We start from the raw sequence: 16,212 nt of genomic DNA, 5'->3' as shown, positions 1-16,212 counted from the left end.
CAATGACTCACCTTTCGCGCGTGAAGCTTTTCAGGTGGACACTTTCGTGACCTCACCAACTATAGAACCCGGTCATCGATTTTCGTCAACCCGTGTCCACATTTTCTCTATATTCGTCTTGATTTCACCTTCCGCCGGACTTTTCGTGCGGCCGTCCGAAGGTGCCGACCTGTAGCAGGCGAAGCCTGCAATGTCCTGCAAGGAGAACACGATCCGCGAAACTTTCAAGGAGGCTATTTTACCTCCCATAGTTCCTTTGTCGGAATGCCACGCAACCATAGATCCAAACATCGGAAGAGCCGGTCATTGGGATAGCATTGCTTCACATTGCGCAACGGTTCCATCAGATCCTCTAGACTCACCGTCTCGCCGAAAAGCGTCGCAGGATGCGAATCGTTCCCGTCCCAATAATCCCTCGGCGCTCTTTCGATGCAATGCAGCTGCCCGGTTGCCGCATCCACTCCCTCGCACTGCATGCCCCGTGAGCAACGGGAGTCTATGATTCGTCCCAAGGTGCAAATGAGCTGGAGATCCGCTAGGGCGCCCGAAAAATTCAGGGACGCCCCGTTGAGTGGTTGCCATTTTCCGCACATTGAGAGTGCATGCAGTGCCGCACACTCTAATGCATGCTCTCCCAAGCATTTTTCGCCAGTGAGCACCCTGAATATAATCAGCATAGTAAGGGAATCCGATCCGTCTTTTCCGTGATGTAGGCCAAGAAAATCGTCACTTTGCACTTCAGAACCACCCATATGCAAAGCGTTTTCAACAAATTCAAGCGGGCATAGAATATAGTTGAGCATGGTTCTGACCGCTATGCTCCGGTCCCCGGCCAACCAGAACAGCAGCAGCGTTCGGGCTGCTTCGGCTATCTGCGCTGGGCAATTCCGGTTGATGGTCAATTGAACAATCGCCGCGATGGAGGCGGCGCGATAGTTGTTGACGAGTTCCGTCGGCGTGCAACGATGCCGATGGCACTCCTCTATCAGATTCTCATAGTGCTCCAACAGGGATTGACCATCCTGCCATTGGTCTTCACCATGCTCTCCCCAGGATGCTTGGGCCATCGCGGAAATATTCAAGTTTTCCTCTACGCCAATTCCAATGTCTGTCAAATCAATATCACCGAGCGTTTTTCGTTTGGGTAAAGCCAGCTAAATAAGCGAAAGCCGGATTGCAATCTGGGTCAAAGAAATCATCATCGGGATAGGGGTGCAGTTGCACGGGTTTTCCGCTGTTCCGTATCTTGCGGGCGTGCTCTGCGCTTTCCCGGACTACTTGTTCCCTGATACGTTGTTCCAGCTCCGGCTCAATCCGTACAAACCCCAGTTTGTCGGCTTCCTGAAACCGACGATTCGATCGTTCCAGATTGAAGTCGTCGAAAAGCGCCGATGACAACAGATTCCACTGGCCATTGCGCGTAAATTCCCGTTCTATCTGCTCTGCGTACTCTTCCGCAAGATATGGGCGATTGCCGAAACGAGGGGAATCGTGCAATCCTTTTTCAGGAACGGGGAAACGAATCATGGCGTTTGGCCCCCGAGTCGGCAATAGATACCATAGGGTCCAGAAATCGGCATAGCTATTTTTATTGTCCGGATTTGCTTTTTGCGACGCAACGGGAGGCTTCATGCCCATCCGCTGCAACAACCACCAATTGATTTCCATATCCGCAGCGACATTGCGCACAGCGGATGGGTAATCAGTGGTATTGAACCGGTGTCTGTGTTGCAGCATGGTGTGCATCGCCATGTGCGTGAGGAGGAAAGCCAATGTCCGCAAGGGGGTCTTGCAGGCATCAAGCAGGTTGGGATTGATGCCAATGCGAAAATGGCAGTCGGTATAGGCGAGAGGACAACGTTCATCCACGAAGACGGTAAGCGCACGGAACGCAGACAGCATCGTAGGAATCCCATGAAAGTAGGGTCGGCTGGGAAAATCATCCAAGTAGCGATATTGGACCATCAAATACCGCGCTTGAGCCAAGCGTTCCTGCTCTCTCCTACGCAGGGGACGAATCAAAGGGTGCTGCTCGTCGCTCATCTCCAACGATTGCGTTCCGGATTGGTTCGCTCGTGCGGGGACGGCATGCATTGAGCGCTCGCTTGGAACGTCCAGCAGCCAATCGCCTCCAATCACGCCGTCATCCAGAAACGCAGCCATCCATCGTAGCCGAGCGTCATTGAGGGCCTGCTGCTTGCCTTGGCTTTTCGCCAGTTTCACCATGGCTTCACAGACGCATGTTTCTTTGGGGAGGTCCATCGCGACATATCGATCCAAGCCGGGGACTTTCCGTCCCCTCCAGTTACCGGTTCCCGCCGCGGCATCGAAGAAGGAGATGACGGTCGTGACATCTGGGTGACCGAAACCACCGTCACATTGCGCCATGCACTTCTCTATCGATTCCATCACGTCGACGATGGTGTTTGTCGACTCGTGCTCCCAGTCAAACAACGCTGGATTTTCCAGAATCGCCATTGCGTTCATGGCACTGCTGCCGTTCTGCTCTCCCATGAATTGTCTCCTCCTCTGATCTGTTGGCGTCAATCCAGAACCTTGATTTTTCTTCTGAATCGGCACTGTCCTAGGTGAATTGTGTCTGGATGATCGTGGTGTGCGGGTGAACGCAGCGCAGGCGATCTTCTTTGGCGAGTAGGCTCTTCTGGCTGTCGAAATGCCGCTTGACGATCACGATGATTACGGCCATGCGGCGAGCCTCTCGCTTTGCGAGCGAATCATGCAAGGCATTCCAGTCGAAATCGCCATCGGTAGCGATAACGAGTACGTCTGGCCTTGACTGGGGCGGCATGGCGGTCGCGGCGTCGACGGCTGCTGCCATGTCGGTTCCGCCTCCTCCTTGAAGCTGGCTCAAAAGCTCGCGGGCTGAATGGAATAAACGAGGAGCACCCTTGGCTTCAACATCGATGCAGAAAAACGATGGGTCAGCGACCGTTCGGCATACGCCTTCGATTTCAGCCAGGGCATCCATGTATTCGTTTTGGTGCATGGATGCCGACGTATCGAGCGCGATCATAAGCTTTGGGTCATACTTGACAAGGCCAGGAAAGATGGCATTGGATATGGCGGTTCGTCGTATGTTAGGCAACCTGTAGGAATACTCGGCGCGGCCTCTGGTCACGGCCTGCATGCTAGTCGCAACCATGCGGGCAAGGATGATTTTCCAATCGATGACCGGAGGCTTGAGTCCATCAGCCATGAGTTGCAACAGCTGACGCATGGCTTGGTCCCCATATCTGCGATCCATTAACAGGTTTTCGAGGTCGTGGAGAACCTGTTCCCGAATGCGGGCCTCTTCCGCTGGCGTCAGGGGGTGGAAGCCCAGCCGGTCGGCCTCGGCAAACCGGGCGCGCTGGGTTTCGTCATCAAGGTCCTCCATTGGTCCGATCCATCCGCCATTGGGAACTGCTGCTACCGTAATGCGAATGGAGCGACGGCAGCAACGTTCCATGATAGGGTCGTTCTTCAGCAGCATGGCATATTGTTCGGCCGTGCCGCATCTGGGGTAATCCCTGAAATCGCCGATGGTCGGGAACGGGATACCCGGAGTCCCATCGGCCAGCGCATAAGGAGTGAGACGCCATTTATCAATCTGGCTGGATATAGGGCTGCCCAAATCGATACCCATGCAGCCCTCTGCAATCATGGCATTGATTTCCAAATCGGCCGCCATGTTGGATAAGTCGGGCGAGTATCCCTTCTCATCGAGGCGGTCATTATGGCGTTGGGTATTGTGCATGGTCTCGTGCATGAGCGTGAACGCCAAGGTTGCCAATGGCGTCTTGCCTTCGTCGAGCAATTCCGGGCTGAGGCCTACGCGGTAATGGCAATCAGTATAGGCTGTTTCGCATCCTTCATCGACGAATACGACGAGAGCGGCTAGGGCGGTGCGCAATACGGGGACACCATGGAAGTTGGCCCCCTCCTCACGCACCATCAAATTAAACGCCTGAGCCAGCCTGTTGCCCTCATGTTCCGTAAGTGCACGGAGTCGGTGAACCCTTACCTTAACGATTACCCTTTCAGAGTCGAATCGATCTGTATTTCCAGTACTCCCCATTTCCCTCATCTCTTTCTTCTCATTGCCGTTGCATGTTTTCCATGGTCCCGTCGACGACGGAAAACGCTTCCAGCCACTCCATTCTGGCATCGTCGAATTCCGAACGCAGGCCCTGCTTTGCAGCCATGGAAGCCATCGTGCGGTACGAGTCGGTCTTGGCGCTGATGTCCTTGGCGACGTATCTGCTCATGCCTGGCACCTGGCGGCCAGTCCAGTTGCCGGTACCGGCTGCGGCGCTGAAGTAGGCGATGACGTCATGCATATCCGGACGTCCATCCTTGCCGTCACACTGTGCCAGATAGGCGACTACGTGGTTCTCCGCTTCGGTAATCTTGTTGAGCGAATCTGAAACCCAGTCGATGAGAGCAGGGTTCCGAATGAGGTCTTCGGGTTTGACCACGTCTCCTTTACAAATGAAGTCGGCGAAGAGCGTGGCGCCCTGAAGGCCGACGGTGCCACGCAGGATGCGCAAATGGATTGCGCCCAGCTCTCCGGCTGGCCCCAGCGCGGCCATCATATTTGCCGCATTCGTCCACGATCGTGGCGACGCCCAGCAGTTAGCCATAATCCACAATTCATTGGCGTCATGTTCGCTGTCGACTTGATAGACGGCTTCCGTTTGCCCGGCACGGCTTCGCTCGATCATGTCCGGATAGCGGAGCATTTGCGCGGAGTTGGCCCGCAGGAAGCGACCGATCAGCCTGTGCCATTGCTCGCCGTAGCGGGCGATATTACCTTCGCAGTCAAGGCGGCCATGATCGTCCTCGATGGGTGACGGCGAATACCGTCCCCAGCCGCTTGCGATGCCTTGGACGACGAACGCGTCGCCGGGCCAGTAAGACATGAAGACCAGCCTGTTGATCATGGGCAAACTGATTGGCGTGTAGTCCACGGCTGAGTCATCCGCATTCATCGCCCCGATTACCATGACATTGTCCGGGATGGGGGTCCCGTCTGCGAATACCCTCTCCCCCAGTATTTTCAAGAGACTGGCCTGTACGGCACGCGGAGTATTCGAGAATTCGTCGAAAAAGAGTACGTGCCGCTCGCCATCCAACGCCCGTTGCTGGAAAACGGGACGCAGCAGCGTCAGATTCCCCGACTGCGGATAGGGGATGCCGGTGACGTCGGTGGGGTCGAGGTCGCCGCCGACCACGCAGATCGGCTCGCCATAGCCATGATCGTAGCTCCACTGACGGATCAATGAAGTCTTGCCCACCCCAGGCGACCCCACGATGATAGGCACCTGCCGGGTCGCTTCGCATACTGACAGCAGGGTCAGCACATCCTCGGCGCTGCCGGCGCCATGTTCCCGATGGACCATCGTAGTGTTCCTTTCTCTTGCGCTACGGTATCTGAACGGTTGCGTTGGCTATGCGACAACCACCTCTTCGACTGGTACGCCGCATTCGACGAGATGAACCATGCGTTCGATGTTGAGCAGACGCCGCATTGCTTGAATCTGCTTATCGCTTTGACCCGCGTCACACGGGAGAAAACCGATCAGCCTTTGAATTCGCTCCCATACGATGCGTTCGGCACGTAGGCGGAGAACCATGCTGTTCGGTTCTGCAGGCTGAAGGATCGTGCTCACATGCGGCCAATGGTTTTCAAAATCATCGGTTCCGAATCGAAGGAACCTCCATTGCCCGATTTCTACATGCAGCCCTTTGCACGGCATCTCTTTCGCCACTTCATTGCTTCTCGTACTTGGCACCGGCATTCCGCATAGCCCGAGCATGCGCTTCTTATCCCGGCTGTCATACAGCGAATTCATCTCACGGAACGTCTCCGGATCCAAAAGCGACCAATGGCTCCTCCCCCACTCGTCCAGATCCATCAGCTCATCCAACAGCAACGAGTATCTATATGATTCAACAAGATCGTCGCGGAGGCGCCCATGATAGGTGAAACCGTCCTCGTGATCATAGGACAGAAGATCAGTCGAGATTTCGGCTTCGTCGAGGTGACCGGTCTGGTCATACAGCACTGGGATTCCCGTCGCTTTGCTCATCTGCCGGATCATGGAATAGTCACGCTCGTTGACGGCTGGCACAATGAGCAGCATGTAGCGATCCTGAGGAACCAGCCCCAAACAGGCCAACGTCATATGGAGGGCATGTTCCATGCCGAGGCGCCATGACCGATATCCGCTGCTTTTCTCATTCGCTTCCCCTACGACGATGGTGACGCGTTCCCTCTCGTCAGTGGTCCACCAAGCGCCGTTCACCGGATATTCAAGATCAAGCCCCATGGATTCGCCGTACATCGTCGCAATCTGCCCGATGTAGCCTTCGTCGCCGTCCAGCAAATGGTCAAACGTCGACAGCCAGTCTTCCCATTCCATCATCGGATCCTCTCTTCTGCCGCTGCCGGTAAACCGATGAGAATACCTTAAACGGAGGTTGGCGAAAGAGGTAGATATGGTTCGCCTGCGCAGATCGACCCTACATTGAGCATACAACTTCACCGATAGGAGGGATTCACGATGGATCATGCACGGTTCCGTTGCGACATGGCGCGATTTTTCCTCCAGTCATGGATTGCTGATCTTTGTCACCGCTCCCCGCGAATACTCCATGGCTGACGCCTTCTCGGAGGTCGACATAGTGCAGAAAGCCGCTGCAGACCAGCATGGCGATGCTCCGCGCATCATCTGGGGGCTGGGATTCCACGACAGTGGCGTCGTCAACGTCTGTCTCGTCGCGCTCAAATAAGGCAGCTAGACTGGTCGGCAGTTCCGGTCCTTTCCGAAAATCTCTACCCACCACTTATCTATTTGGCAGGTCCGGAATCGTCTTGAGGCCGTTGTCCGGCGCGACGGTATTGGGGAACCAGTATTTCCAGCGTCCGTAGGTCTGCGCGCCGACGGCGCCTTCGACGTCCTCGAACGCGTCGCGCGGGATGATGGTGTGCAGGTCGCGCCCCGAATGCGTCGTCAGCTGTACGCCGCCGGCCTTGAGCGCCTCGACGGCGAACGTCAGGCAGTTGAACGATACGAGGTCGTATTCGGGAGGGGCCGCCTTTGCGTTGCGCGCGTATTCCTGGATCGGCGCGAACCGCTGCGGCGGCACGGCCAGCGCCAGCGCCGCGTTCATATGCTCGTTCCACCAGTTGCCGGGCTGGCCATGCACGAGCCAGCCGCTCGCCTGTTCCAGCTGCGCCAGCGTTTCCGGCTCGCGCAGGCACGCCATCAGCCCGGGCGCCCGCAGCGCGTTGCCCTGCCGGTAGAACGAGTAGGTTTCCATCGGCCCGTCCAGCCGCGGCGCCAGCGCCAGCACCGTGTGCCCCTCCATGACGGCTGCCTCGAGATTGAACAGCAGATAGACGTTGCACCAGTCCGCCGGTACGTTGCGGTCGCGCTCGGCGGCTTCGGGCAGCGTATACGATTCGCGCTCCTGGTCGGCATGTTCCGTATTGAGGTCGCGCCGTTCGCGCCGCTGCGAGAAATGGCCCATCGTCGCCCTCCTTGTCGCATAACGTTCTTCTACGACAAGATTGTGCTCCGCCGCGGCCGGTTGCGCCCATTGCAAACGGCCGCGACGTTCGCGCTCAGTTGCCGTAGAACAGCCGTTCGGCCACGTCGCGCGCACGGCGCATGACGGCCATGATGTCGTTCTCGAACTGCTGGCCGTGGTTCGCGTCGTAGCCTAGGTACACGGCGATGCCGCCCAGCGAGTAGACGTCCTGCGGCAGGATGTCGGCCTGGTTGGCGCGCCCGGTCCACAGGTAGTTGCCGTTGCGGGCGGCCGTGCACATGTGCCATGCGGCGCGCAACGCCACCGCGTCTCCCTTGGAGACGACCTTGTATTCCTCGAGCACGTCGAGCGCGGCCATCGTCGAGTTGACGCGCAGCGCCTTGATGTTGCCCGCATGCTGCAGCTGCAGCAGCTGCACCGTCCATTCGACGTCCGACAGGCCGCCCTTGCCGAGCTTGAGGTGCCGTTCGCGCCGCACGCCGCGCGGCAGCCGTTCGGCCTCCATGCGCGCCTTGAGCTTGCGGATCTCCCCCAGCTGTCCGTCCGTCAGGTCCATGACCGGGTAGCGCATCGGCCCGGCGATGCCGTCGAGGAAGGAGGACGCCAGCGTTTCGTCGCCGGCGGCGTAGCGCGCACGCAGCAGCGCCTGGCTTTCCCATGTGCTGCTCCACGAACGGTAGTATTCCTCGCACGACGCCAGCGAGCGGATCAGCGGACCGTTCTTGCCTTCGGGACGCAGGTCGAAGTCGAGGTCGATCTTCGGTTCGAGCGACATCGGCCCCTGCAGCAGCGCGCGGAAGCGTTCGGTGACCTTGCGCGCGAACGCGTTGGCGTCCGCCTCGTTCGCATTGCCTGCCGGCTGGTAGATCATGATGATGTCGGCGTCCGAGCTGAAGTTCACTTCCCTGCCGCCGTAGCGCCCCATCGCGATGACGGCGATCGTGGCGGCAGGCTGCTCCAGCCCCGATTCGCGCCGTTCGATATCGATGGCCCACGCCAGCCCCGCTTCGAGGATCGCGTCGTAGACGTCGGTCATGCCGGCCAGTGCATCGGCCTCGCCGACGACGCCGTTCATCCAGCCCAGCGCGATCCGTTCGCTTTCATGCCGCCGCAGCGCGCGCAGCGCCGTCGCGCATTCGCGGGGCGCGTCGGCGTACCGGGCGATGATGGCGCCGCACTGCGTGTCGAGGCTGTCCTTGCCGCGCGGCCGCAGCAGCGCGTCATCGCCCAGCCAGGTAATCGATTCAAGCGACTTGTCGAGCGCGTCGCCCAGCGACCGCGAATTGGCGAGCACATGGCACAGCCGCTGCGCCGCGGACGGCGAATCGCGCAGGAAGCCCAGGTACTCATGCTTGCTGCCGAAATGCTCCTCGAGCTTGCGCCAGTAGAGCAAGCCCATGTCGGGGTTCTGTCCCTCCCCGATCCAGCGCAGCACGGCCGGCAGCAGGATGCGGTTGATCTTGGCGGCGCGCGAGATGCCGGCCGTCAGCGCCTCGACGTGCCGGATGGCGGCATGGGGGTCGGCGAACCCGATCGCCTCATAGCGGTCGAGGGCCGCCTGTTCGGTGAGCATGACCTCATCATCGTCGGTGGCGGCGGAAATCGGCAGCATCGGCCGGTAGTAGATGTCGTTGTGCAGCCGCCGCACCTCCCGGCGCGTTTCGTCGTAGCGTTCCACCAGCTCGTCGGGGTGCATGCGGAAGGCGCGCGCCAGGCGGCGCAGCTCCTCGTTGCGCCCGAACTGCCCGGCCTCGACGGTGCGCGGCTTCTCGAGGCCGCCTGCGTTGGCGGCGCCCAGGTCGGGGAACAGGTGCGTGCGCTTGAGCGCCCACATCTGCTGGCGGTGCTCCATGACGCGCTCGAAGCGGTAGTCGGCGGCCAGCCGCTTGGCCTGCGCGCGCGACACGTAGCCGCCGTCGGACAGCGCCTGCAGCGCGTCGAGCGTGGCGGGACGGCGCAGCGTTTCGTCGCTGCGGCCGTGCACGAGCTGCAGCATCTGCACGGTGAACTCGACGTCGCGCAGCCCCCCGCGCCCCAGCTTGATCTCCCGGTCGCGCAGCGGCGGGGAAATGAGCTCTTCGACGCGTTCGCGCATCTTCTGGCAGTCGTTGACGAAATTGTCGCGCTTGGACGCGCTCCACACCATCGGCTGCGTCATCGCCATGTAGGCGTCGCCGAGCGCGGCGTCGCCGGCGACCGGCCGCGCCTTGAGCAGCGCCTGGAATTCCCAGTTTTCCGCCCACTGTTCGTAGTAGGCCTCGTGCGATTCGAGACGGCGCACCAGCGGGCCGTCCTTGCCTTCGGGCCGCAGGGCCCCGTCGATCTGCCACAGGACCGGTTCGGCAACTCCCATGATCACCGACTGGCATACGCGCTGCAGCATCGTCGCCATCTTCGTGCCGATGCGCGTCAGCTCGGCGTTGCCGATGCCCGGCTCGCCATCCGCGTTGAGAACCGGCTCGACGACGTAGATCAGGTCGACGTCGGAGACGTAGTTGAGTTCGCGGGCGCCGAGCTTGCCCATGCCGATGATCGTGAACCGAACGCGTTCGGAGCCGCCGGTTTCATGGCGGGCGATAGCCAGCGCGCCTTCGAGCGCCGCATCCGCCAGATCGGACAGTTCCAGCGAAATCCGCGGCTGGATGGCGATGGGATCGTCAGCGCACACGTCCTGCGCCATGATGGCCGCCAGCTGGCGGCGGTACTCCTGGCGCAGATTCGTCGCGGCATCCGCCAATGGCAGCGTGGCGACCGGAGCGGCTGCCGCGTCCGACGGCGCATGGAGGGACGATCCGGCATCCTGAACGCCAACCGAGTTCAGGATGGCAGCCTTGCGCTGGTCGCGGCTGAACAGCTCGGAGCCATCGTCGTCGGTGGCCGCCGCCCGCACGAGCGGCGCGCGGAACCGCATCAGCTTGCCCATCGCGTCCGAGGCGCCGAGCACGCGGATGATGCGCCCGATGGCCTCGTCGTCCGGCACGATGTCGTCGAACTCGATGCCCTGGTTCTTCAGGTCGCGGCCGATATCGACGTAGTTGCGCAATGCGGTGTCGGGATCGTCGCAACGGGTGAGCGCGTCGAGCAGCGCCCGCACGCGCTCGGAACCGTAGCCGGCATTCGCCGCCAGCTCGCCGATCAGCGCCTTCGCCGCATCGAGTTCCTGCAAACCGGCCTTGATGAGATCCATCGTGCTCACTTGAATGTCTTGCATGCCACTACCCTACCAATTCCACCGTCTTTGGAAACGTGTCGGGGGCTCCCGCCGGACGGTGCGGAGCCCCCGCGCATGCCGATTCAGCTGAACAGCGGCTTGACGTTGCTCCAGATGCGCCTGGTGACGGATGGATGGTTCATCGTATAGAGGTGCACGCCGTCCACGCCGTTGGCGATGAGATCAGCGATCTGTTCGGACGCATACGCTACGCCGGCCGCACGCAGCGATTCGCGGTCGTCGCCCCACTTCTCGACGATCCTGGCGACGCGGGCGGGCAGCTTGCTGCCGCACTTCGACGACATGTTGACGACGGACTTGGGGTTCATGACCGGCATGACGCCGGCCTCGATCGGCACGTCGATGCCGGCCGCCTGCGTCATTTCCAGGAACCGGTAGAAATCGTCGTTGTCGTAGAACAGCTGCGAAACCAGGTGCGAGCAGCCGGCGTCGACCTTCTCCTTGAGATGCCGGACGTCTTCCGCCATCGTCTCGACTTCCGGATGCTTTTCCGGATAGCAGGCGCCGTAAATCTTCATTTCCGGCCGCTGTTCGCGGATGTAGCGGACCAGATCGGTCGCGTGCGTGAAATCGCCGACGGGCGGCCGCTCCAGATCGCGGTCGCCGCGCAGGGCGAGGATGCCGGACACCTTCGCCTCGTCGAACAGCGCCAGCGCTTCGTCCACGTCCGCCTTCGACAGATAGACGGCGGTCAGGTGTGCGACGGCGTCGATGCCGTATTCGGTGCGGATGGTGTGGGCGATCCGCGCCGTCGCCGTCTTGTCCGTCTTCTTGCCGGTGCCGTACGTCACCGAAATGAACGTCGGCTCCAGCCCCTGCAGGCCGTCGAGCGTGTCGTAGATCGTGCCGATCGACGCGTTGCGCCGCGGCGGAAACACTTCGAGTGAAAACATCGGGGACGTCATCGTCTCTTCTCCTCCTTGTTCCCTCTTCCTGGCGGGAACTCCAGCATCAGTAGCGTTCCGGAACCGTCGTTCCCCTCGCCCCCGCCTTCCGAAGGGAGGCGAGGGGAACCAGAGGTGACTTGGGGTGGGTTGGCGGAGCCGGCCGACGCCGCCAACCCACCATCTGGTTTCGGATTACCTATGTTCTGCAATCACTGCGGAACCGTCACTCCGCCAGTTTCGCCCGGACTGCCTTGGTAGCGGCGACGAGATTCTCCAGCGATGCCCACGTTTCCTCGTTGCCGCGGGTCTTCAGGCCGCAGTCCGGGTTGATCCACACCTTCTCGACGTCCATCTTCTCCAGGATCTCGCCGATGCGCTCCTCGATTTCCTGCTGGGAGGGCACGCGCGGGGAATGGATGTCGTAGACGCCCGGGCCGGCTTCCGTTTCGAAATCGGCGTCGTGGATGGCGTCGAGGACGACGAGGTCGCCGCGCGACGCCTCGAACGAGATGACGTCGGCGTCCATCGCGTCGATGTCGCGGATGATGTCGTTAAACTCCGAATAGCACATGTGCGTATGGATCTGCGTGGTCGGCTTCACGCCCGAATGCACGAGGCGGAACGCCGGAATCGCCCAGTCAAGGTACTTCTTGTGCCAGTCGGAACGGCGCAGCGGGAGCTTCTCGCGCAGCGCCGCCTCGTCGATCTGGATGACCTTGATGCCGGCGGCCTCGAGGTCGAGCACCTCGTCGCGGATGGCCAGGGCAAGCTGCTTGGTCTGCTCTTCGTGCGTGATGTCCTCGCGCGGCCACGACCAGTTGAGGATCGTCACCGGGCCCGTCAGCATGCCCTTCATGACATGGTCGGTGCGCGACTGCGCATACGACGACCAGTCCACGGTGATCGGATTGGCGCGCGACACGTCGCCCCACACAATCGGGGGCTTGACGCAGCGGGTGCCGTAGGACTGCACCCATGCGTTCTTCGTGAACAGGAAGCCGTTGAGGTTCTGGCCGAAATACTCGACCATGTCGTTGCGCTCGAATTCGCCGTGGACGAGGACGTCGAGGCCGATGTCCTCCTGCTTCTTCACGACGTCGTCGATCTGGCGCTTGATGAATTCGTCGTAGTCGGCCTGGGAGATCTCCCCCTTGCGCAGCTTCGCGCGTTCGGCGCGCACTTCCTTCGTCTGCGGGAACGAGCCGATCGTCGTCGTCGGCAGCACCGGCAGGCCAAGCGCGTCCTTCTGGAGCCGCTGGCGTTCCGCGCGCGCCGGCTGGCGCGTGAAGTCGTCGTCCTTCAGCGCCGCGACGCGCGAGGCGACCGCCTCGTCGGCGGCCACGCGCGTGCCGTCGAACAGCGCCTGGTTGGCGGCGAGCACGGCGGAGGCGGCCTTTTCGTCGTCGTCCAGCTCGACGAGGTCGGCGATCTCGCGCACCTCGGCGAGCTTCTCGACGGCGAAGGCGAAGTGCTTGAGCACGTCGGGCTCCAGTCCGTCCTCGCCCTGCGTACTGAACGGCACGTGCAGCAGCGAGCTGGCCGTCGCGACGGCGACGTTGCCGTTGACCTGCTGCAGCGCCTCGACCAGGCCGATCGACTCGGCGTAGTCGTTGCGCCAGATGTTGCGGCCGTTGACGACGCCGGCGAACAGCGTCAGGCCTTCCGGGGCGCCGAATTCGGACACGGCGGCGAGGTTCTCCTCGCGGCCTTCGATCAGGTCGAGGCCCAGGCCGTCGAAGCCGAGGGCGGTCAGCGACGTATAGACGTCGGCGACGTTGCCGAAGTAGGTGTTGAGCAGCACCTTGAGGCCGGTGCCGTCGCGCGAGGGCAGGATGCGGTTGTACAGCGATTCGAACAGCGCGATGTCGCCCGGCTCCTTGTCGAGCACCAGGTACGGCTCGTCGAGCTGCACCCACTGGGCGCCGAGCTTCGCGAACTTCTTGAGGATTTCGCCGTAGGCGGCCGAAATCTGCTCGATGAGCGCTTCGGTGACTTCGATTTCGCCGGCCTGGGGCGTGCGGGCCAGCTTGAGGAACGTGTACGGGCCGATGAGCACGGGCTTCGTTTCGATGCCCAGCGACTTGGCTTCGAGGTAGTAGTCGAACGGCTTCGTGCCCGACAGCTTGATCTCGCAGCCCGGCTCCAGTTCCGGCACCAGGTAGTGGTAGTTCGTCGTGAACCACTTCTTCATCGGCAGCGCCGTCACGTCGCCGCGGTCGCCCTGGTATCCGCGGGCCATCGCGAACAGCGTCTCCTCGGGCTCTGCAAAGCCCAGGTCGCGGTAGCGCTGCGGCACCACGCCGAGCAGGATGGAGGTGTCGAGCATCTGGTCGTAGTAGGAGAAGTCGTTGCTGGGGATCAGGTCGATGCCGGCGGCCTGTTCGAGTTCCCAGTGCTTGACGCGCAGGCTCCGTGCGGTTTCGCGCATGGATTCCAGCGAGACGTTCCCCTTCCAAAAGCCCTCGATGGCTTTCTTGAGCTCGCGGTTGGCCCCGATGCGCGGGAAGCCAGAAACGGATGTGAGCACGGCCATGTTTGTTTCCTTCCAGTGGCGTTCAACAAGCAACGCGCCCCAATGTAGCAAAAAACGGCCGTTTGACGCTCATAATTCTCACGGGCATGTCGTTATAAAAAGCGCCTATACCCCGCATCTCACATATTGGCTAGAAGTCCTTCGCCCCGATGACGCCCAGCAGCGCCGCCTGGTGGATGCTCCATGAATTGAACGGCATCGACGAGCCGAAGACCGCGACGGTGGCCGGGCTCATGCCGAGGTTGAGCAGGTCGAGCAGCTGCGGGTCGGAGGCGGGGTTGGCCAGCCATTGGCAGGCCATCGACACGGTGGGCTCATGGCCGATGACCATCAGCACATGGCGCTTGGGCTTGCACTCCCCCAACGCGTCGAACACGGCCTGCATGCCGTCCTCGTACAGGCTCTTGCGCATCGTCACCTTCGGCTTGTCGCCGAAGACCTTGAGCATGCGGTTGCAGGTCTGCTGGGCGCGCGTGGCGCTGGAAACGTCGATCTGGTCGGGCACCAGGCCCATGTCCTTCAGGCCCTTGGCCACCGCCTTCGCCTGCTTGAGCCCCTTGTCGGTCAGCTCGCGCTTGAAGTCGCCGCCCGGAGCGAACGGCTCCGTCTTGGCGTGCCTCATGATGATGAGGATGTACGGATACTGCCGGGCCGCCTTCGCGACTTTCTTGACGTTCATGCTGCCCAGTGTAATAGGTATGCCCCCTTGCTGTCGGCTTGCCGCTTCGCCCCGGGCTCAAGGGCGCGGCGCAGCATCGCGTCATCCAGGCGCACAATCTCCGCGCCCCGGCCCGAATGCAAAGGGAAGGCGATGCCTTGGGATGCGGGGCTCCGGAGAGAACTCGGGGGAACCGGATGAACTACTGCAGGCGGCTTGCCTGCAGGTCCAGGTCGCGCAGCACCTTGTTGAGCTTGCGGTCGGAAATGTCGCGCAGCTCGAGGTCCTCCCACGCTTCGGCGCGTTCCTCGGCGCTGAGCGAGTCGACGTCGGTGACGGTGTCCTTGGCGGCCCGCTCGCGCTTGCGCAGCGCCTCGAAGCCGGGCGCCATCGCGCGCGAGACGACGAGGAAGCCGGTATGGCCGATCATCTGGTGGTCAGGACGCACGGCCAGGCCCTGCACCTTCCAGTTGCGTTCCAGCGTTTCCTGCACTGCAGGCTCGGTCCAGCAGCCGGCTTCGCGCAGCCCCTCGGCCAGGCGCGACAGCTGCGTCGCCGTCGTCACGTAGCACACGAGCACGCCGCCCGGGGCGATGACCCGCCATGCGGCATCGAGGCGGTTCCACGGATCGAGCATGTCGAGCACGATGCGGTCGTAGTAGTGTTCCGGCAGCGTGGCCGCCACCGAATCGAAATCGCCGGTCAGCAGCGTCCACCAGCCGGGCCGCGCGCCGTAGTACAGCGTCGCGTTCGCCATCGCGATCTTCGCGAATTCGGGGCGCAGCTCGATCGTCGTCAGCTCGCCGCGTTCGGGGCAGTCCGGATCGTTCGGATCGGCCGGCCCATTCACCGCGTCGAGCAGGTTGAGGCTCATCGCCCCGCTGCCGGCGCCCGATTCCAGCACGCGCATGCCGGTGCGGATGTCGCCGAGCTGGATCGTTTCGGCGATGTCCTTCGGATACATGATCTGCGCGCCGCGCGGCATCGACAGCACGTAGTCGGCCATCCGCGGCCTCATGACGGCGAACTGCCAGCCGCCGATGGCGCGCGCCGCCTTCCATGGCTTGTTCGCGTCGCGTTCGGGGTGCTCGGCGTTGACCTGGGCCTCGCGCTTGGCCGTCACCGTCGTCACGACGCTGCCTTCGGACGCGCCGATGACGTCGTCGTGCAGGATCAGCCCGTGCGCCGTCTGCGTCGAGCCGCCCGGCACCAGCTGGTCGGTGATCTTGTTGGACTTGCGGTCGGTGAACTGCACCTTCTCGCCTGCTTGCAACGGCCCTCGCCGCATGGATGCCCCCTTATGGATTCAAAAACGTCAGAGCGCGGATCGTGCGCAATCGGAAAA

At 61.7% G+C, this 16,212-nt stretch carries 12 protein-coding genes; 1 reads left to right on the top strand and 11 read right to left on the bottom strand.

Annotated elements, in window-relative coordinates:
- Nucleotides 1–233: 233 nt before the first annotated feature.
- The 5 genes from AC1AXT_RS00445 to AC1AXT_RS00425 all read right to left on the bottom strand — a co-directional run bounded on the left by AC1AXT_RS00445 (nucleotide 234) and on the right by AC1AXT_RS00425 (nucleotide 6,428).
- A complete protein-coding gene (locus AC1AXT_RS00445) occupies nucleotides 234–1,067 on the bottom strand; it encodes a hypothetical protein (protein WP_476562526.1) in 834 nt (277 codons plus the stop codon).
- Between the two features lie 55 nt (nucleotides 1,068–1,122).
- Nucleotides 1,123–2,514: a DUF2201 family putative metallopeptidase gene (locus tag AC1AXT_RS00440; protein WP_476539706.1), complete on the bottom strand. Its 1,392-nt coding sequence runs from the start codon at nucleotides 2,512–2,514 to the stop codon at nucleotides 1,123–1,125.
- A gap of 70 nt (nucleotides 2,515–2,584) precedes the next feature.
- On the bottom strand, nucleotides 2,585–3,955 hold the full coding sequence (locus AC1AXT_RS00435; RefSeq protein WP_476562525.1) for a DUF2201 family putative metallopeptidase: 1,371 nt from the start codon (nucleotides 3,953–3,955) through the stop codon (nucleotides 2,585–2,587).
- Between the two features lie 142 nt (nucleotides 3,956–4,097).
- Nucleotides 4,098–5,402, bottom strand: a complete 1,305-nt coding sequence (locus AC1AXT_RS00430) for an AAA family ATPase (RefSeq protein ID WP_476539702.1) — start codon at nucleotides 5,400–5,402, stop codon at nucleotides 4,098–4,100.
- Between the two features lie 48 nt (nucleotides 5,403–5,450).
- Nucleotides 5,451–6,428, bottom strand: coding sequence for a hypothetical protein (locus AC1AXT_RS00425; protein ID WP_476539700.1), 978 nt, complete (start codon nucleotides 6,426–6,428; stop codon nucleotides 5,451–5,453).
- Between the two features lie 145 nt (nucleotides 6,429–6,573).
- On the opposite strand from AC1AXT_RS00425, the gene AC1AXT_RS00420 reads away from it, so the two are divergent.
- The gene (locus AC1AXT_RS00420; RefSeq protein WP_476539698.1) at nucleotides 6,574–6,795 is read left to right on the top strand and encodes a hypothetical protein; all 222 of its coding nucleotides are present in this window, start codon (nucleotides 6,574–6,576) and stop codon (nucleotides 6,793–6,795) included.
- Between the two features lie 54 nt (nucleotides 6,796–6,849).
- On the opposite strand, the gene AC1AXT_RS00415 is transcribed toward AC1AXT_RS00420, so the two are convergent.
- From AC1AXT_RS00415 to AC1AXT_RS00390, 6 genes are all read right to left on the bottom strand, one after another.
- A complete protein-coding gene (locus AC1AXT_RS00415) occupies nucleotides 6,850–7,536 on the bottom strand; it encodes a hypothetical protein (RefSeq protein ID WP_476539697.1) in 687 nt (228 codons plus the stop codon).
- A gap of 94 nt (nucleotides 7,537–7,630) precedes the next feature.
- Nucleotides 7,631–10,768: a bifunctional [glutamine synthetase] adenylyltransferase/[glutamine synthetase]-adenylyl-L-tyrosine phosphorylase gene (locus tag AC1AXT_RS00410; protein ID WP_476539696.1), complete on the bottom strand. Its 3,138-nt coding sequence runs from the start codon at nucleotides 10,766–10,768 to the stop codon at nucleotides 7,631–7,633.
- An 83-nt stretch (nucleotides 10,769–10,851) separates the two neighbouring features.
- Nucleotides 10,852–11,694, bottom strand: a complete 843-nt coding sequence (metF, locus tag AC1AXT_RS00405; RefSeq protein WP_476539694.1) for a methylenetetrahydrofolate reductase [NAD(P)H] — start codon at nucleotides 11,692–11,694, stop codon at nucleotides 10,852–10,854.
- Nucleotides 11,695–11,899: 205 nt separating this feature from the next.
- Nucleotides 11,900–14,209: a 5-methyltetrahydropteroyltriglutamate--homocysteine S-methyltransferase gene (gene metE / locus AC1AXT_RS00400; RefSeq protein WP_476539692.1), complete on the bottom strand. Its 2,310-nt coding sequence runs from the start codon at nucleotides 14,207–14,209 to the stop codon at nucleotides 11,900–11,902.
- A 130-nt stretch (nucleotides 14,210–14,339) separates the two neighbouring features.
- The gene (locus AC1AXT_RS00395) at nucleotides 14,340–14,888 is read right to left on the bottom strand and encodes a SixA phosphatase family protein (RefSeq protein WP_476539690.1); all 549 of its coding nucleotides are present in this window, start codon (nucleotides 14,886–14,888) and stop codon (nucleotides 14,340–14,342) included.
- Nucleotides 14,889–15,069: 181 nt separating this feature from the next.
- Entirely contained in the window at nucleotides 15,070–16,155 is a 1,086-nt protein-coding gene (locus AC1AXT_RS00390) for a tRNA (adenine-N1)-methyltransferase (RefSeq protein WP_476539688.1), read from the bottom strand.
- Between the last annotated feature and the right edge of the window lie 57 nt (nucleotides 16,156–16,212).

Source organism: Bifidobacterium sp. LH_450 (assembly GCF_056356715.1).
The sequence above is the reverse complement of the archived record's forward strand: the minus strand, read 5'-3'. Positions and strand labels throughout refer to the sequence as shown.

Coding starts and splice junctions, on each gene's coding strand:
- AC1AXT_RS00430 (WP_476539702.1), bottom strand. CDS start 5,402: ATGGTCCATCGGGAACATGGCGCCGGCAGCGCCGAGGATGTGCTGACC.
- AC1AXT_RS00435 (WP_476562525.1), bottom strand. CDS start 3,955: ATGGTGCGTGAGGAGGGGGCCAACTTCCATGGTGTCCCCGTATTGCGC.
- AC1AXT_RS00440 (WP_476539706.1), bottom strand. CDS start 2,514: ATGGGAGAGCAGAACGGCAGCAGTGCCATGAACGCAATGGCGATTCTG.
- AC1AXT_RS00445 (WP_476562526.1), bottom strand. CDS start 1,067: ATGGCCCAAGCATCCTGGGGAGAGCATGGTGAAGACCAATGGCAGGAT.
- AC1AXT_RS00395 (WP_476539690.1), bottom strand. CDS start 14,888: ATGAACGTCAAGAAAGTCGCGAAGGCGGCCCGGCAGTATCCGTACATC.
- AC1AXT_RS00415 (WP_476539697.1), bottom strand. CDS start 7,536: ATGGGCCATTTCTCGCAGCGGCGCGAACGGCGCGACCTCAATACGGAA.
- metF (WP_476539694.1), bottom strand. CDS start 11,694: ATGACGTCCCCGATGTTTTCACTCGAAGTGTTTCCGCCGCGGCGCAAC.
- AC1AXT_RS00425 (WP_476539700.1), bottom strand. CDS start 6,428: ATGATGGAATGGGAAGACTGGCTGTCGACGTTTGACCATTTGCTGGAC.
- AC1AXT_RS00390 (WP_476539688.1), bottom strand. CDS start 16,155: ATGCGGCGAGGGCCGTTGCAAGCAGGCGAGAAGGTGCAGTTCACCGAC.
- AC1AXT_RS00410 (WP_476539696.1), bottom strand. CDS start 10,768: ATGCAAGACATTCAAGTGAGCACGATGGATCTCATCAAGGCCGGTTTG.
- metE (WP_476539692.1), bottom strand. CDS start 14,209: ATGGCCGTGCTCACATCCGTTTCTGGCTTCCCGCGCATCGGGGCCAAC.
- AC1AXT_RS00420 (WP_476539698.1), top strand. CDS start 6,574: ATGCACGGTTCCGTTGCGACATGGCGCGATTTTTCCTCCAGTCATGGA.